This is a genomic window from Paenibacillus sp. NN59 (genome assembly GCF_057597225.1).
On record NZ_CP199678.1, the window covers coordinates 3145216 to 3162117 of the forward strand.

The 16902-nt window shown below is 44.3% G+C and carries 14 protein-coding genes; 9 read left to right on the plus strand and 5 right to left on the minus strand.

Annotated elements, in window-relative coordinates:
* Window positions 1–274: 274 nt before the first annotated feature.
* Window positions 275–1315 carry an ABC transporter substrate-binding protein gene (locus ACT89M_RS13975; RefSeq protein ID WP_308721840.1) on the plus strand — a complete coding sequence of 347 codons (1041 nt, stop codon included), beginning with the start codon at window positions 275–277 and terminating at the stop codon, window positions 1313–1315.
* A 114-nt stretch (window positions 1316–1429) separates the two neighbouring features.
* Here the strand turns inward: ACT89M_RS13975 and ACT89M_RS13980 are convergent, their stop codons facing one another.
* Together ACT89M_RS13980 and ACT89M_RS13985 are read right to left on the minus strand one after the other, a co-directional pair.
* Entirely contained in the window at window positions 1430–2344 is a 915-nt protein-coding gene (locus ACT89M_RS13980; protein ID WP_154889200.1) for an AraC family transcriptional regulator, read from the minus strand.
* 24 nt (window positions 2345–2368) lie between these two features.
* Window positions 2369–2791 carry a MerR family transcriptional regulator gene (locus ACT89M_RS13985; RefSeq protein WP_090915837.1) on the minus strand — a complete coding sequence of 141 codons (423 nt, stop codon included), beginning with the start codon at window positions 2789–2791 and terminating at the stop codon, window positions 2369–2371.
* Between the two features lie 212 nt (window positions 2792–3003).
* Here ACT89M_RS13985 and ACT89M_RS13990 point away from each other — a divergent pair, with 212 nt between their 5' ends.
* Window positions 3004–4044, plus strand: a complete 1041-nt coding sequence (locus ACT89M_RS13990; protein WP_154889198.1) for an NAD(P)-dependent alcohol dehydrogenase — start codon at window positions 3004–3006, stop codon at window positions 4042–4044.
* A gap of 196 nt (window positions 4045–4240) precedes the next feature.
* On the opposite strand, the gene ACT89M_RS13995 is transcribed toward ACT89M_RS13990, so the two are convergent.
* Window positions 4241–5221, minus strand: a complete 981-nt coding sequence (locus ACT89M_RS13995) for an aldo/keto reductase (RefSeq protein WP_308721839.1) — start codon at window positions 5219–5221, stop codon at window positions 4241–4243.
* Window positions 5222–5688: 467 nt separating this feature from the next.
* Here ACT89M_RS13995 and helD point away from each other — a divergent pair, with 467 nt between their 5' ends.
* The 7 genes from helD (at window position 5689) to ACT89M_RS14030 (ending at window position 13355) form a co-directional block, all read left to right on the plus strand.
* A complete protein-coding gene (gene helD / locus ACT89M_RS14000; protein WP_308721838.1) occupies window positions 5689–8109 on the plus strand; it encodes an RNA polymerase recycling motor HelD in 2421 nt (806 codons plus the stop codon).
* A gap of 327 nt (window positions 8110–8436) precedes the next feature.
* Window positions 8437–10422: a methyl-accepting chemotaxis protein gene (locus ACT89M_RS14005; RefSeq protein ID WP_253494692.1), complete on the plus strand. Its 1986-nt coding sequence runs from the start codon at window positions 8437–8439 to the stop codon at window positions 10420–10422.
* Window positions 10423–10642: 220 nt separating this feature from the next.
* Window positions 10643–10843, plus strand: coding sequence for a gamma-glutamyl-gamma-aminobutyrate hydrolase family protein (locus ACT89M_RS14010; RefSeq protein ID WP_308721836.1), 201 nt, complete (start codon window positions 10643–10645; stop codon window positions 10841–10843).
* Window positions 10833–11393, plus strand: a complete 561-nt coding sequence (locus ACT89M_RS14015) for a gamma-glutamyl-gamma-aminobutyrate hydrolase family protein (protein WP_308721835.1) — start codon at window positions 10833–10835, stop codon at window positions 11391–11393. The genes ACT89M_RS14010 and ACT89M_RS14015 overlap by 11 nt, the downstream gene beginning before the upstream one ends.
* A gap of 334 nt (window positions 11394–11727) precedes the next feature.
* On the plus strand, window positions 11728–12078 hold the full coding sequence (locus ACT89M_RS14020; RefSeq protein WP_154889188.1) for a DoxX family protein: 351 nt from the start codon (window positions 11728–11730) through the stop codon (window positions 12076–12078).
* Between the two features lie 25 nt (window positions 12079–12103).
* On the plus strand, window positions 12104–12808 hold the full coding sequence (locus tag ACT89M_RS14025) for a response regulator transcription factor (RefSeq protein ID WP_154889186.1): 705 nt from the start codon (window positions 12104–12106) through the stop codon (window positions 12806–12808).
* Window positions 12809–12929: 121 nt separating this feature from the next.
* On the plus strand, window positions 12930–13355 hold the full coding sequence (locus tag ACT89M_RS14030) for a MarR family winged helix-turn-helix transcriptional regulator (RefSeq protein ID WP_154889184.1): 426 nt from the start codon (window positions 12930–12932) through the stop codon (window positions 13353–13355).
* Window positions 13356–13539: 184 nt separating this feature from the next.
* Here ACT89M_RS14030 and ACT89M_RS14035 read toward each other — a convergent pair whose 3' ends face one another.
* Together ACT89M_RS14035 and ACT89M_RS14040 are read right to left on the minus strand one after the other, a co-directional pair.
* Window positions 13540–15861 carry an MMPL family transporter gene (locus ACT89M_RS14035; RefSeq protein WP_308721834.1) on the minus strand — a complete coding sequence of 774 codons (2322 nt, stop codon included), beginning with the start codon at window positions 15859–15861 and terminating at the stop codon, window positions 13540–13542.
* Window positions 15862–15941: 80 nt separating this feature from the next.
* A complete protein-coding gene (locus ACT89M_RS14040; protein WP_253494688.1) occupies window positions 15942–16559 on the minus strand; it encodes a TetR/AcrR family transcriptional regulator in 618 nt (205 codons plus the stop codon).
* Between the last annotated feature and the right edge of the window lie 343 nt (window positions 16560–16902).

Consider the following 16902-nt stretch of genomic DNA (forward strand, 5'->3'; position numbering starts at 1 on the left):
ACATTCTCAAAAATCATGTTCTAAAATCATTCTCTTTGTTAAATCTCTCTATCCACTCTAATGATGATAGCCTTTTAACTTACTAGATGGCAAGTTTGGAATGAAATTGTCAGTAGAAATGGGATGTATATTCTCTTTTTTCACTTAATAGACGAAGTTTGGAATGAATATATTAAACTTGTATTGTAAAAAAGCTAGAGTCGTGATATCGTTGATAACGATTATCAATATCATTTATTTGATTGAATCCAATACATTAAAGGTGGGGTTATTTTTGCGTAGTACAAAAAGAAGTTCAATTTGGATCATGATGGCGCTTGTGTTCATGCTGATCTTGAGTGCATGTGGTCAGTCTGCTTCAAATACAGCTAAAGATGGGGCGGAGAAGACTACTGCATCATCCGATGCGGGAAGCAAAACCAGTAACAATTCAGATGGTTCGACCGACACGGGAGCGGATGCAGAAGATGAGATGGTTTCATTCCAGTCTGATGCCGGTGAAGTGCAAGTGCCGAAAAATCCCAAGCGGATTGTGGATCTGACGGCCTTCTCTACGGGATACTTTGTCGCACTGGATGCTCCAGTGGTGGGGGCAACTACAGGTGCAATGAACAACAAATACATTAAAGAGCAGCTTGCTGCACAAGGAACAGCAGATTTAGGTGATCAGCCGCCAACACCGGAGCAACTGCTTGCTTTGAAACCCGATCTGTTTATTGTGTACACAGGTACAGAAGGCATCGACAAGCTGTCACAGATTGCACCTGTGGTTCAGATTGAGTACGGTAAACGTAACTACAAAGACTTAATGCTGGAGATGGGCAAACTTACAAACAGGGAAGAAGCAGCTAAGGCCTGGATAAGCAAGTGGGAAGCTCAGATTAACGAGTTGAAACCGAAGGTAGAAGCAGCTGTAGGTAATCGTACCGTATCGATCCTGAATCCGTATGATAAAGGGGTGTATGTCTTCGGTCATAACTATGGCCGCGGGGGAGAGATTATTTATGGTGAGTTTGGACTGAGAGCACCAACTAAGGCTCAAGCGGAAGCTATTGATAGCGGAACAGGCTGGGCTTCCATCTCGATAGAAGTGCTGCCGGATTATGCAGGAGACATTATTTTCACCAGCCCGTGGTCCGGGGACACGAGTGATTCCAAAAAGATTTACGAAAATAAGTTATGGAAGAACCTCCCGGCTGTCAAAGCCAATCATGTATTTCAGCTAGATCCATCGTCTGATACGTATAACGATCCGGTATCGTTGGAAGGACAGCTTAAATTTATTACGGATAGCTTACTTTCGGCATCCAAGTAGTTTCGGGCAGGCAGACTGTATTTTAGAGCAAATGGAACGAAGAAAAAAAAGAGGCTCTCACCGTTTAGGTGTGAGTCTCTTTACGTGGAACGGGATTATTTTCTGGAGATGAAATCAGTACGTACTGCCTCTCAAACGTTTAATATCCTCCATTGGCGGACAACCAAACATGCGTGAATACTCACGGCTGAATTGTGACGGGCTCTCGTATCCAACCTGATAAGCAGCCTCTGATGCGTCTACAGCTTGAGACATTAAGAGACGACGTGCTTCTTGTAGCCGCAGTTGTTTGATGAACTGAAGCGGGCTCATCGCAGTGACTGCTTTAAAATGTCGATGGAAGGAAGCCTGGCTCATATTCGCCAGCTCTGCCAGTTCTTCAATCCGGACGGGCCGACTAACATGTGTCACCATGTGTTCAATCACGTTACGAATACGGTACGCGTGAGATCCTTCTTGTGCCATCTGCTTCAGCGCACTGCCCTGAGGTCCTTTGAGTACTCTGTACAAAATCTCCTTTTTAAACAATGGAAAGAGCATGAAGATATCCTCCGCATCCCCTTCAAGCAACTGAGCTAATCGGATCACGGCATTCAGCAGCTCTGGAGAAGTTTTGCTCACATACATGGCTCGTCTGGTAACATCGTTTGTATCGTTCGAATTAGGGGAGAGACGGGTATGCTGAATTACCTCCAAAATTTCACTGCCTGTGAATTCAAGCTTTAATGCGAGATAAGGAGCGACAGGCGAAGCCTCTATGACTTGGCCGCTTACAGGCAAATCCATCGTAGCTACAATATAGCTGCCAGGTCCGTACTGGAAACGTTCCTGTCCCAGCAACATTTCCTTTTGACCCTGGACGACGATACAAAAAGAAGCTTCGTTCAACCTGAAAATCGGTTCAGTGATGTCAGATTCACGAATCAGAGAAAGGGAGGGAAGTTCGGTTGAATGGACCCCTTCATTGACCGTGTGCTGATGAATAAGTCTGGCAAGTTCATCTAACTGCTGCTGAAATGGCTTAGACATAGGATGAAATCCTTTCGTTTAACTCTAGGAGCTTGCTGCGTGCTCAGGCTTAGGAGCCAGTGTAGTTTTATGAATGTTCTCCGTTCCAGCTTCGATGGCCTGCTGATAATAACTGCGCTTATGCTCAATAACTTCCATTGTTCTCCGAAGTTCTTCCATTTGAGCCTCGACGCTGGCTTTGCGCTCGGTAAACATGTCATACCTCTGATGCAAGGTTGCGTCACCTTCCGAGCACCAGGCTATGAATTCCCGGATATCCTTGATCGGCATTCCGGTAGCTTTCAGACATTGGATTATTTTCAGAAAATCAATATCGGAGTCCTTGAATTGTCTCGTTCCGGTCGAATTACGTTCGACGAAGGGCATGAGTCCCTCTTTGTCATAATAGCGCAATGTATACACAGTCAGATCCAATTTTTTAGCGACTTCACTAATGGAATAGGTCATATCGAGTTTGTTCCTTTCAGTTCTAGATCAGATCGAGATTAAACCTTGTATGGTAAAGGGCTCTCGTTGATGCGAGTGAATTCTATCATGCGGCCTGGAGTGATGTCAAAACGAGCAATTTTTTTGAAAAAAGTAGATTAAAACATTTGACCTAGAGTTAACTATAGGGCGTAAGATAAAGAAGATTCCAAAATCATGAGGAGGTTATACTATTGATTACAGCTAAAGCCAGAGCCGTGGATGGACCCGATAAACCCTTCCGTTCCGCAGAGATTAACCGCCGTGATCTGGATACCACGGATGTATTAATTGAGATTAAGTTTGCCGGCATCTGCCACTCGGACATTCATACCGCTCATGGGGAGTGGGGACCCGTTAATTATCCACTCGTACCGGGACACGAAATTGCCGGTATTGTGACTGAAGTAGGTAGTGGTGTATCAAAATATAAAGTAGGCGACCGCGTAGGCGTTGGATGTATGGTTGACTCTTGCGGCGAATGTGAGAATTGCCGTAAAGGAGAAGAGCAATACTGCCTGAAAGGTAATATTCCAACGTATGCAGGAGTAGACAAATACGGTGAGCCAACCCAAGGCGGTTATTCCACACATATCGTGGTAACCGAGGATTTTGTAGTGCGCATTCCTGACAATATTGAGCTGGATGCTGCTGCACCGCTGCTATGTGCCGGAATCACAACCTATTCTCCACTACATCACTGGGGCGCTGGCCCGGGTAAGAAAGTCGCAGTCGTAGGGATGGGTGGCCTTGGTCATATGGCAGTTAAAATCGCACATGCGATGGGAGCTGAGGTTACGGTTCTTTCTCAATCCCTTAGCAAAAAGCAAGACGGGTTGCAGTTTGGCGCAGATCATTACTACGCAACGAGCGACCCGGAAACATTTGAAAAGCTCGCAGGCTCATTAGACCTGATCATTAATACAGTAAGTGCAAGCATTGATATCAACGCTTATTTCTCGCTACTCAAGTTGGACGGTACACTCGTCAATGTAGGAGCTCCGCCAGAGCCACTCCCCGTCAATGCATTTGCGTTGATTGGTCACCGCCGTTCATTCGCAGGTTCCATGATTGGCGGCATACGTGAGACACAGGAAATGCTTGATTTCTGTGCCGAGCATGATATTGCACCTAGCATTGAAGTCATTTCGGCAGATCAGATTGATGAAGCATATAAACGTGTGCTCGCTTCAGATGTAAAATATCGCTTTGTTATTGATACAAGCACCATTTAACAGAGCAGAGGGGAAGGAGTTCAGTTAACGCCTTCGCCTTTGAATAAATAAAACTGATGTATTAGCAAATAGCCCCTATTTCCGCATATGGAAAGGAGGGGCTATTTGTTGTTACGATAACATTTTAAAGACCGTATGCCACGGTACCTATCGTTGATAGATCATAAATATATTTCTTGTGCTCCATCAATGTTGTTTACTGTGCGCCCACGACAGGATGCGGAATATAAGGCCCTTCCAGAAAAGCGATGTCCTCTAGGGTAAGCTTTACCGACAATGCGCCTATGGCAACATCGAGATGTGAATGTTTCGTTGCGCCGATAATCGGAGCAGTCACGGTCTCTTTCTGTAACAGCCATGCCAGCGCTATGTGTGTACGAGGCACATCATACTTCTCGGCAATAGCCGCCACCCGTTCGACAACAATGCGATCCGCGTCACTTGTGGCATTGTACTTTGATTTCTGAATCATATCCGTTTCAGAGCGATGCGTCGTCACCGACCAATCTCTTGTTAACCTGCCGGAAGCGAGTGGGCTGTATGGCGTAACGCCAATCTTTTCCTCTTTGCAAAGTGGCAGCATCTCCCGTTCCTCTTCACGGTAAATCAGGTTCAAATGGTTCTGCATGGAAACAAATTTGGTCCAGCCATTTTTCTCCGCTGTATATAATGCTTTCTGGAACTGCCATGCGAACATGGCGGAAGCTCCAATATATCTGGCTTTCCCGGACTTCACCACATCATGGAGTGCTTCCATTGTTTCTTCTATAGGTGTGTTATAGTCCCAGCGGTGAATGATATATAGATCTACATAATCCGTTTCGAGTCGTTTCAGACTTTTGTCGATTTCACTTAAAATGGCTTTCCTGGACAACCCGGAGCCGTTGGGGCCTTCATGCATTCGGCCATGAACCTTGGTCGCAATCACGACCTGATCACGGTCTGCGTAGTCTTTCAAAGCCCGTCCCAGATATTCCTCGCTCGTACCAAGAGAGTATATATTGGCTGTATCGAAGAAATTAATACCAAGATCCAATGCCTTGCGAATCACGGATCGGGAGTCTTCTTCGTTCAGCACCCACTCGTGAACCCATTTACTGGCGTCCCCGAATCCCATACATCCGAGACAAAATCGCGAGACATCGAGTCCTGTATTACCAAGTTTAACGTATTCCATCGTAATCACATTTCCTTTCTTCTCCAAGTTGCCACATATTCCACATATCTAATAGGATGGCTGTGTTCTGTTCTATTATGTCATGATTCTCTAATGAAACTGTAGTTCATTTCAATCAAAAGTTTGCCTGATCCGATCAAAATGGGAGTAGCACTCTTTTACGTATAGAAACGTAGAGCACCTAATAAAATAAAGCCCCATGGAACAGACCAAAGGGCTTTAAAGAGAGTGGAGCTATCGTTTAAATGTTGAAACTTTGATATGCAGAGGTCTCATGACCGTAAATATAATAAAAAAAGATTGAACGCAAAAATACGCTGTGATATAATCATGAGCGCAGTTGATTTCGTTGAATATGTAATTGATGTATCATTATTTCTCCTAAATTAATCATACATCGGATTCTTCGGTTTGTCAACGCGCTTTTTTTCTCCAAAAAAAATGGGCTGAGGAGTGTGGTTAAAGATATGACAGAAACGAACGAATGGCAATTGGAAAAAGAAAGATTGGCTTACGTGCGAAATGAACTGCAGGCGAGACTTGCTGAACTTGAACCCCAAGTTGAAGGTCTTGCGGATCAGGCTACGGAAATTCGTAAACGTTTCTGGGAAGAAGTCACGATTAATACGGGTTCATACACGGATTTTGAAGAAGCCTTTTATACCATTAATCAGCAAGCGAGAGTGTTGGCTGAACGAGAACGTGGGCATAAGTTATTAGTACAGCAGTGGAAAAATGTAAATCGTTTATTGCCTTTACCTTACTTCGGACGTATTGATTTTAAGGAAAAGGGTCTTGGTGTTACGGAGCCAATTTACATTGGGGTGTCTTCTTTTACAGACAAGGAAGGCTTGGATTTTCTCATCTATGATTGGCGTACACCTATCGCGAGTCTCTATTATGACTATGGCTCCGGTACGGCAGATTATGAGACACCTATGGGGAAAATCGAGGGGACCGTTGAACTGAAACGTCAGTTTCAAATTCAGGATGGTCAGTTGCTGGGCATGTTTGATGCTAGTGAAACCATTGGGGATGCCATGCTCCAGGAAGTGCTCTCCAAAGGTGCGAATTCTCAGATGAAAAGCATTGTAGCAACGATACAAAAGGAACAGAATGCCATTATTCGTGATGATCGCAGCCGAATGCTGATTGTTCAGGGCGCCGCAGGTAGCGGCAAGACATCCGCTGCGCTCCAGCGAGTGGCCTATCTATTATATAAACATCGCCAGACGATCAAGGCAGATCAGATGGTTCTTTTTTCGCCAAATCCGATGTTTGCGAGTTATATCTCGACCGTTTTGCCAGAGCTAGGTGAAGAGAACATTCAACAGACGACGTTTCAGGAATACTTGAATTATTGGCTCGGATCGAGCTTGAGTCCGGAAGATCCACTTGATCAGATCGAGTATGTACTTACTGCTGGTGCGGAACCAGATTACACTGCTCGTATGGAAGGCATTCGCTATAAAGCATCCGCGGAATTTATGAAAGCTTTGAAGAACTATGGGGAATGGCTGGGGCGTGAGGGGTTAAACTTTATCGGCATCCGGTTCCGTGAACGGGAGTTCATTACTTCAGCTCAGATGAAGGCACAATTTTCAACGTATGACGTCCATCTTCCGTTGCCAAGCCGCATATTGTTATTGCAGGAATGGTTGCTGAAACAGCTGTCTGTTCTAGAGCAACAGGAACGACAAGCGGACTGGGTGGAGGAAGAGTTGAATTATCTCGATACGGACGACTACACGGATGCGTACGGTAAGCTGCACAAGGAAAAGGCTGTGTTCGAAGTGGCGGAGCAGTATGCGGCAAGAGAGAATGCAAGCAAGCGTGCTGATCTGGATGAAGGTGCTTTCGATTTTGGCGAGAGGGAAGAAGAATTGCTACGGCGAAAAATAGTGAAGCAAACGTTCAAGCCTCTAAGGCAGCGTGTTCGAAAGTTCAAATTCGTCAATGTACAGTCAGCCTATGAACAACTATTTGTAGATTCCGCAGCCTATCAAGAACGTACGAATGGAGCGGCAGTTCCACCTCACTGGGATGAAATCTGTATCCAAACCAAAGATATGTTGCGTCAGAACAAGCTGTTCCATGAAGATGCTACCCCGTATTTATATGTAAAAGAAATCATCGAAGGGGTACGAATCAACACGGATATCCGTCATGTGTTCGTCGACGAAGGTCAGGATTACTCGGCATTTCAATATGAATATCTCAAAAAGCTGTTCCCTCGTGCCCGCATGACGGTACTAGGTGATTTCGGGCAAGCGATCTATATGCAGGCGACAGAACTTGCCGCTACTGATTCGCCATTAATTTCGTTATATGGGGACAAAGAAACGACGCTTATTCGGCTAGTACAGAGCTATCGCTCAACTCGTGAAATTGTTGAATTCACGAAGGCGATGCTACCGGGCGGTGATGAGATTGTTGCTTTTGACAGAAGGGACCAGAAGCCGGCTTTAATCCGGGTGGAGGCAGGAGAGAACGAGCGTGATGAGTTCATTCGATCTGACGTTGAGGCGCTTCAAACAGAGGGTTTTCGTTCGATTGCGATCATAACCAAAACGGCAGCCGAGAGTCACCTTGCATATGAATGTTTGCGAGAGGTCGGTGTAGAGGGACTAAGGCTGATTACGAAAGACACGGAGCAGTTTGAAAAAGGCGTGATGGTCATTCCCGTCTACCTCGCCAAGGGTGTAGAATTCGATGCAGTGCTTGTATATGATGCCTCCGCAGTTCGATATGGGGAAGAATATGACCGCAAGCTTCTTTACACGGCTTGTACTCGCGCGATGCATCGGTTGAATCTATATACGTCGAAGGACTGGTCGCCTTTTTTGCAGGCATTGCCTGAGAACTTGTATGATGTGAAAAATGTATAAGAGCCCCTTTTTCCATATTTATCCTTAACATATTTTACAGTCTATGCTATGATACGGTTCAAATAAGGCTTGTTACTGATTTTTCAGGCAATACCTATGTTTACACACACTCAGTTTTTCTCTGAGTGTGTGTATGCATGGGTTTTTTTGCGTTTATCCAATGATCAACTTGGCTCCATTCCCGTCTTTAACGCAGGATGATGGCGAAATTGAAGCTGAGTTTATTAAATAAAAGTCAACTGATTTGATTCAGAAAGGGAGATTGGATTGAAGCAGAACAAGAGAAAGGTTTCATTTTGGAAAAAAGGGATTTCGGCATTACGTTTGATGAGCACACGTCTGACAATCGCATTTCTTGCTGTACTTTTGATTCCTACCGTACTTATCGGATATTTTTCGTATACCAGTGCCAAGGATCAGGTTCAGCAAAAAATGACAGCACCCATCCAAACGATCTTAACGATGGTAGGGCAGCATATTAACAACACCGTTGGTGAGCGAGTGAAGTTACTTCATTATATAGACGATTTGGTGGGTACAAATCCAGGAACGGAGCAGTATGAAGAAGTTAGGCTAGACATGAATCGTTTCTCGACTACATATCCGGAGATTCTGGATTTCTCCATGGCGAATGAACAAGGGAAGTTTATTACGAACTCCAATATCGAAGAAACAACCTCCGATGTTCGCAATACCGAATGGTACAAAAGCGCCATTAGCGATGGTGGCAAAATTCATTTTTCAAACATTACCAAAGATGCAGCTTCCGGAAAAATATACGTAGAAATATCAAAGAGACTTTCGGGTGATAAAGGGGCTGTACGCATTCAACTGGATCTGACTTCATTAGCAACAGAGATAGCCGCGATAGAGGTTGGCGGTAATGGCAGCTTAATTGTTGTGGATCGCAATCGTTCCATAGCGGCTTGGTCAGGGGCTATTTCCAAAGGAGGGGGCGGTGAACTGGGTGGACCGCTGATCGAAGGCATCCCGGTAAACCCTAATACGGCGTCTGATGTGGATGAGCCCATGGCTTTATCTCATTTTGTACGTACAGACCTGGAATATGATTTGGATGTATATAACGGTGTTAACGCCTTAACGGGATGGAATGTGATTGTGCTTATGGGGCATGAAGACTTTATTGTTGCAGCCAAACCAATTTTGATTACAAGTCTGACGGTCATTGGCATCTCGGTCCTTATTGCCGGATGGATCATTTTTCTGATATTGAGAGCCTTTATTGTTCCGATGAGAAAACTCAGAGTGGCTGCACGTAAAGTACGTGAGGGCAATCTATCTGAGCGAGTTGGCCTGAATTCTGCTAACGAATTTGGTATGCTGGCTCAGGATTTTGATGAAATGACTCAATCCCTTCAATCTGTTGTCCTTGAGCTGAACAAGACCTCTTCGTTGCTGGGGGAATCTTCACAGATGATTCAAGAGAGCACAGAGCAGACGACCCAATCTGTTCAGCATGTAGCCGAGATTATGCAACAAACGGCTGAGACAGCCGTAAATGGAGCTGAAAGCTCGCGTCAAACCGCTAATGCTGTGGAAGAGATGGCAAGAGGAATCAGCACCATAGCAGCATCAGCAACGACGATTGTGGATTCGGCCGAAGAGACGGAACGTGCAGTAGTAAGCGGTGGCGATACGATTAAACAAGTGGAAGAACAGATGGGACTCATATTGGAAGTCGTGGAAGAAACCAGTTCACTGATGAATCAATTGTCTGCTCTTTCCTCGGAAGCAAGTCAGATGAACGATGCCATAGCAGATATTTCTCGTCAAACGAATCTGTTGTCATTAAATGCTTCCATTGAAGCATCCAGAGCTGGAGAACATGGCAAAGGGTTTGCGGTTGTTGCTTCGGAAGTTCGCGAGCTATCCCAGCAGTCCAAACAAAGCGCCGAACAGATTGGCAGTACTATTGAGCACATGCTGAACTTGATTGAACAGTCGACAATGCTGATGAATCAGCAGGTTCGGAATCAGGTAAGTGAGGGTATGCGCATTAGCATAGAAGCTTCCACAACCATTCGAAACATTGAACAGCACACGTCTAAAATAGTAGATCAGATTCAGGATATCTCCAGTATATCTGAAGAGCTGTCTGCGAGTACCGAACAAGTTTCGGCTGCAGTAACCGAGATGGCGGACATCTCGAAGGTGTCTGCGGACAGTGCTCAGACAACCTCGGCAGCGGCACAGGAGCAAATGGCTGCAATGGAGGAAATCTCGGCATCCACGGTTCAGCTGGCCCAAACGGCTGACAATATGCAACAGCTGGTTCAACGCTTTACACTCTAATACGTCAAAGGAAAGTCGCTGCGTACAGCGGCTTTTTTTACGTTGAAATCTATTTTTTCACATGCTAACAAAGCATGTAACAGGTAAGGAAATGCAAGGTTTTGTGCATGTTGTAAAGCGGAAACTCTGATAAAATAAAACAAACTTGAATGTAAATGCCGGTACGATATAAACAACGAATGAAGCGCTGAATCCAATATAAATCAGGAGGTGGCTTGAGATGAACAAACCGATGATAGGGGTACTGCCTTTGTACGATACGGACAAAAAAAGTTACTGGATGCTTCCTCACTATATGAAGGCCATTGAAGATTCAGGGGGTATACCGGTCATGCTGCCATTAACGACAGACGAGGGCATGATCACAGCGCTAGCGCACACCTTTGAAAGATTTCTGTTTACTGGTGGCCATGATGTTTAATCCGGAACTTTATGATGAGCGGATGCAGAGCGTCTGTGGCGAGTTGTGTATGGAGCGGGATCAGATGGAGGCTTTTCTTTTTCATAAAGTAATAGCGCTTGGTAAACCTGCCTTCGGCATATGCCGCGGATTACAGCTGTTTAACGTAATATTAGGCGGTACGTTATATCAGGATATTCCTACAGATATGGAAGCAGAGCAGAAGATTGTCCATCAGCAAAAACCCCCATACACCAATCTCGCACATTCCGTACATATTGAAAAAGATAATCTGCTTCATGATATCTTGCAGACGGATCAGATTCAGGTTAACAGTTATCACCATCAGGGCATCAAAACGTTATCCGATCAATTAGTGGCTGTTGCCATTGCGGAGGATGGATTAGTTGAATCTGTCGTCATGCCAGGTTATTCGTTTGTACTCGCTGTTCAGTGGCATCCGGAGTATAGTTATGCCGTGGACGGGTACAGTCAGCAGTTATTTGCAGCTTTCGTCAGAGCATGCAGTTCAGCACGATTTAAGAGCCCTGTGCAGGACATTACGGCTTGATTCTAGTTCGATGGATATGAAAGGTTGAACACAAAAATCACTTTCGAGTATAGCTTAGAGCAAACGCTTGAAAGTGATTCTTATTTTTTATTCGAGATAACGTATGAATGGTTACATTTTAATAAAGTTATACTCCAGGGTTGACATTAGATTAAATTTAAAACAAAATATATGCTATAGCATATAGAATGCGAATGGGAATGATGGTTGTAGTTAAACGTGAGAGCTGTCAGTGCAACTAAATAACCTTTTTCATAAGCAGAGTCACAGACCAGATACATGGTATAGCATGTAATTGATTTGCGATCTATATGTAATAACGAATGAAAGAAGGATAGCGATGTTCATTTTTATTACGGTTTTACAGGTTCTGTTAGGCCTCTTTTTTCTGGTTACAGGAAGCAAGATTATTTCGGGGAAGATGGCCGATGAATTCAAACGTTTTGGATTGCCTTCATTCTTTAATATTTTGACCGGATCGTTTGAGATTGTTGGAGCTATGGGTATGCTTGCTGGCATATGGGTACCTGGTGTTGCATTTTGGGCAGGTTTGTTACTGGGGGGGACAATGCTTGCTGGAGCCTTTACTTTGATTGTTTTAGCTAAAGATCCCATACAAAAGGCCATTCCTGCCATTGTTCTATTCGTTCTTAGCTTGATTGTATCACTGTATTATTTCTTCTAAGCGCTGAATAAGGAGGAGACGTAAGATGGGACTACAATCCCAACAGATTTTAATTGTTGAAGATGAGCTGAGAATTCGAAATCTTCTACGGTTGTATTTAGAGAGAGAAGGTTTCGAAGTAGATGAAGCTACCACAGGAGAGATTGGTCTGGAAAAAGCACTTCGTTATGACTACGATATGTTGATCCTTGATGTCATGTTACCCAGCATGGATGGCTTTTTCGTAACTTCAAGAATACGTCAATATAAGACAACTCCCATCTTGATTTTAACTGCAAAAGATAGTGAAGAGGATGTTATTCAAGGTTTTGAGTCAGGAGCGGATGATTATGTCACCAAACCGTTTAGTCCACGTGAAGTCGCTCATCGTATTAGAAGTGTCGTTCGGAGAAGACAAGCGGGGAATCACGAAAACCTTACTTTTCATCGAAGATTGAAATTGCGTGATTTCATATTGGAAGACGATCACAAATTGTCTTCTAGGGGGAAAGAGATTCATTTAACTCCTAAAGAATACGAATTGTTATTTTATTTAGCGACGTCACCAGATAAGTTGTTTTCGAGAGAGAATATACTTCAAAATGTATGGAACTATGATTATAGTGTGGACTATCGTACCGTAGACACACACATCAAACGAGTTCGGGAAAAGCTGGATTACATTTCGGCGGGTTCCTCCTCTATGATCAAAACGATATGGGGGTTAGGATATAAATTTAAAATTGATTAATTAAGCAAGTATCTGATTGAAAATCAGTTTAGCCGCCTCATTCCTTGATGAGTGTCGTTTGTAACATTCGTTCAGATCACCTATAATTGGGTGTAAGAAAATGATGAATGAGGGTACAACAATGGACTTATACAGTGTGACTGGTTTTTTAATTCACCGAACAGATCTCAAGCTTACGAATTATTTTATCAAACAATTGAAGCCTTACGAGGTCACACCTGAACAATGGAGTATTATATCTTTCATGGATCTCGATAAAGCTACGACTCAAAAAGAGCTGGCAGAGGCTATCGATCGGGATCAAACGACTGTCGTTCGAATGATCCATTCACTAGAGCGTAAAGGAATGGTTCGACGTATCGTTAATGATCAAGATAAACGTTCACACCATTTATATTTGTCTCCCAAAGGAGAAGAAGTGAAAGAAAAGTTGTTGTTAACGGTCCAAGACGCTCATAACTATGTTACACGAGGGATAGAGCCTGAGGAACTGGAACAATTAAAGGCAATATTAGAAAAGCTGTACATGAATGTGCAAGAAGATTAAGTGAATTTAAGATAGAGAGTTAAAGAACATTTAATACATGCTATAGCATGTATATTGATGTGCGAGAGTTGTTTGGGTTAGATAGTTTTGTGTTAGATAATAGGCTTAATGTAAAGGCCTCCTCATGAGCTGAGGAGGCCTTTTGTTGAAGATATATTATTGAAAATCCGTTGTTGAAAATCCGTTATGATTTGGAACCCGACTGTGACTTAACTTCGTTTTGGGCATTGAGGGAAGCAATCAGTTTTTCGCCTTCCACATCGAGATTAGGCAGGATGCGATCCAGCCATTTCGGAAGAGACCAAGCTTTATCGCCAAACATCGCCATAATGGCCGGAACCAGAGCCATGCGAATGATAAAAGCATCAACTAAAATACCTACCGCGAGTGTGAAGCCGATCTGTTTAATCATGACATCATCAGTAAAGATAAAACCGGCGAATACGGAAACCATGATAACCGCAGCGGCAACAACGACGCGACTAACCTGATTATAACCATGTATAACGGATTCCGTTCCACGGTGACCATGAACATAGGATTCGCGCATCGAGCTAACCAAGAATACCTGATAATCCATGGCAAGACCGTAGAGAATCCCGGTTACGATTATAGGCATGAAGCTGAGCAACGGGCCGCCTGTATCGAAACCAAAGAGGGAGTGCAACCAGCCCCATTGGAACACTGCGGTTGTCATACCGAATGTGGCTAGAATGCTAAGCAGGAAACCAATCGTTGCTTTGATCGGAACGATGATCGAACGGAACACAAGCAACAAGATAATCAATGAAAGTAGAATGATGATACCTACATAGATCGGGAAAACCTGAGCCAGCTTGGCGGACATATCAATATTTACGGCGGTAAGTCCGGTTACACCAAGTTTGACGTCATAGATCTTAGCCATATTAGAGTCTGCTGACCGCAGGTCGTTAACCAACGTCTTAGTCAATTGATCGTTAGGACCTGTCTTGGGAATGAGACTGAAAATAGCCAAATCCTCCGTCATCCCTAGAGGAGAGACTTGAGCCACGTTATTCTGACCCTGCAACTCCATGGCGAGTCCACCCAGAAGCTCTGGTGTCATTTTGGCAGAGGCATTACGTGGATCAGCCACCAGGATTAGCGGCCCGTTAAAGCCTTCACCAAAACCTTTCGAAATGGCATCATAGCTCTGTCTTGCATCCGTATCCAGGTTTGCTGAGGAAGCTCCCGGAATGCCCATTTCCATTTTAGTAATCGGGGTAGCAGCAAAACCAAGGACAAGGATAATCGCAATAACGGTCGCCCAGCGATGTTTAATAACGAATTTGACCCATCTGTTAGCCACGCCATGGCTTGACGCTTCTGATGAGTTGGTAGCTTTCGCACGAGCTTTCTTCGAGCAGATTCGTTCACCAACTAGGCCGAGCAAGGCTGGCAGTAAGGTTAATGCAACGAATACGTTGATCAGTACCGTTGCCGCTGCGACGAGTGCCATCGTGGACAAGAAAGTGAGTCCGATGACGAGCATACCGCAGAGGGCAATAATGACGGTTAGGCCGGCAAAAAATACAGCACTGCCTGATGTGCCAATTGCCCGCGCTGTAGCTTCCTGTGCGCTTAGGCGTTGGTCAATAATCATCCGGCGCTGACGATTGACGATGAAAAGTGCATAGTCGATGCCGACAGCCAAACCTACCATTAGAGCCAAAACGGATGTCACACTTGGCATATCAACAAATTTGGAGATCGAGAATGCTCCCCCAACCCCAATGGCGACACCAAGAAGGGCTGTGATCAGCGGCAGGCCTGCTGCAACAACGGAACCAAGGGTAATGAGCAGTACGATGACCGCGATAACCAGCCCTACAATTTCGGCGGAACCAACCCCGATGGATACGGATTTAAGCGTTTCACCAGGCAATACCTTAATCTGTGTGCCTTCTTCAACCTTCATGACCGATTGAATAACAGAATCAAACACATCTTGCGTAATAGCAGACTGTTCAATCGTGAATTGGAACTGAAACAGTGCTGTGCTACCATCCGATGAGATTAACAAACCTGGTACGGGAACGTTGTTCACCATGAATGGTCCGTATGGAGGCGGCGAGGCTGTAGCCGATTGGGCCATGTTCATCGCTTGAGCCGCGTCCGCAGATGCCCCTGAGTTATTCGCTTGCGCAGCTGCATAGTCGGCTGGATTAATCACTTTATCCAGCCCGTATACTTCGCTGACACCTTTCATAATGGCAGCGGTACGTTCAGGTGTATCCAGCCGCTCGTTGTCCGGCGCTTTGAACACAACGCTTCCTTGACCGCCGGAGGCGGCAGGCAGTTCTTTTGCAAGCTGATCCAAAACTTTCTGTGATTCTGTTCCTTCAATTTTCATTTCCGAGCTGATGTGCACGCCGTTGATACTGATCATGGAGATGACGATCCCCAGAATGATCACCCAGCCAATAATAAAATATCCCGGCTTGCGAAAAGCGGTTTTTCCTATTTTATATAATAAGGTAGACATTTCTCTTTTTTACACTCCTTCTATTATAAGTATGACAATTCTAATGGTGGATTATGATTAAAGACGATAAAAGAAGGGGCTTAAAATCCTTTTCGCAAATGTTCAAACACCGTTTCCATAAACTGCTCAAACGGGACTGCATCTGAACCTGAGCCTGCGGGGATTTGCTTACCGGGCAACAGTACGTTCAGTCTTCCTTCAATTAAGGGCAACACGGTGCCATAAATAGCGCTGATCAACAAGTAAGTATAGATTTCGTCGTTTTGGCCGTTCGACAGGTCGAGCAGGGTTTCCTGCGCCTGAGTTTGCAGTCTGTGCATCGCTGCCAAATAGTGAGGTTCAAGCACGGGATAGGTTCGGGACAAGATGACAAGTTGATGCAGTCTGCCAATCAATTCGGACGTGAGTTGCATTTTAACCAGTTCATACATAATTTCCAGCAGTGAGGCATGATCCGGAATCTCTGTGATCAGATGTTCAAGCTCGGCTGTATTTGGTACAGATAGAGCTCCAAGCGCAACAGCTTCTTCCTTGCACGTAAAGTAGTTGGCAAATGTTCTACGAGAGCATCCGACCTGTCGCACGATATCTTCTACCGTAAATCCATCTAGTCCATGCTCCAGCGTCAGATTAAAAGCAACTCCGGCAAGGGCTTTCTCCGTGGCTTCTTTTTTTAAGTGTCGCAACGTTCGTTTCATAATTTATACCGCCTATGCGTTCACCTCCTTAAGATGGATTAAAGGAAAATATCCACAGTATCTCTTTTGTGAAAATAATCATAACAACAATTTGCCCAATGTGCAAATTTACTCATTGTGCAAATTAATGGTGTGAATGAATATCCAATAATAGTTTATTAATATGCACCTTATTTCGATTTAAAATTTGTACTTTATAGACACAGTGCATGCTTTGATGCTCTTTGGATTACATCCCTGTAAATTGTTTGAATTATTCGTAAACCACCATTAGAGAACTATATAGACAAATGGAGAAACGTTTTTTCGAAAAAGTATGGCTTCATTAGGAAAATATATCGAT

Bases quoted from the DNA above. Each gene is read 5' to 3' on its own strand.
- ACT89M_RS13980 (WP_154889200.1), bottom strand. From the start codon at position 2,344: ATGTCTAAGCCATTTCAGCAGCAGTTAGATGAACTTGCCAGACTTATT.
- ACT89M_RS13985 (WP_090915837.1), bottom strand. From the start codon at position 2,791: ATGACCTATTCCATTAGTGAAGTCGCTAAAAAATTGGATCTGACTGTG.
- ACT89M_RS13995 (WP_308721839.1), bottom strand. From the start codon at position 5,221: ATGGAATACGTTAAACTTGGTAATACAGGACTCGATGTCTCGCGATTT.
- helD (WP_308721838.1), top strand. From the start codon at position 5,689: ATGACAGAAACGAACGAATGGCAATTGGAAAAAGAAAGATTGGCTTAC.
- ACT89M_RS14005 (WP_253494692.1), top strand. From the start codon at position 8,437: ATGAGCACACGTCTGACAATCGCATTTCTTGCTGTACTTTTGATTCCT.
- ACT89M_RS14010 (WP_308721836.1), top strand. From the start codon at position 10,643: ATGAACAAACCGATGATAGGGGTACTGCCTTTGTACGATACGGACAAA.
- ACT89M_RS14015 (WP_308721835.1), top strand. From the start codon at position 10,833: ATGATGTTTAATCCGGAACTTTATGATGAGCGGATGCAGAGCGTCTGT.
- ACT89M_RS14025 (WP_154889186.1), top strand. From the start codon at position 12,104: ATGGGACTACAATCCCAACAGATTTTAATTGTTGAAGATGAGCTGAGA.
- ACT89M_RS14030 (WP_154889184.1), top strand. From the start codon at position 12,930: ATGGACTTATACAGTGTGACTGGTTTTTTAATTCACCGAACAGATCTC.
- ACT89M_RS14035 (WP_308721834.1), bottom strand. From the start codon at position 15,861: ATGTCTACCTTATTATATAAAATAGGAAAAACCGCTTTTCGCAAGCCG.
- ACT89M_RS14040 (WP_253494688.1), bottom strand. From the start codon at position 16,559: ATGAAACGAACGTTGCGACACTTAAAAAAAGAAGCCACGGAGAAAGCC.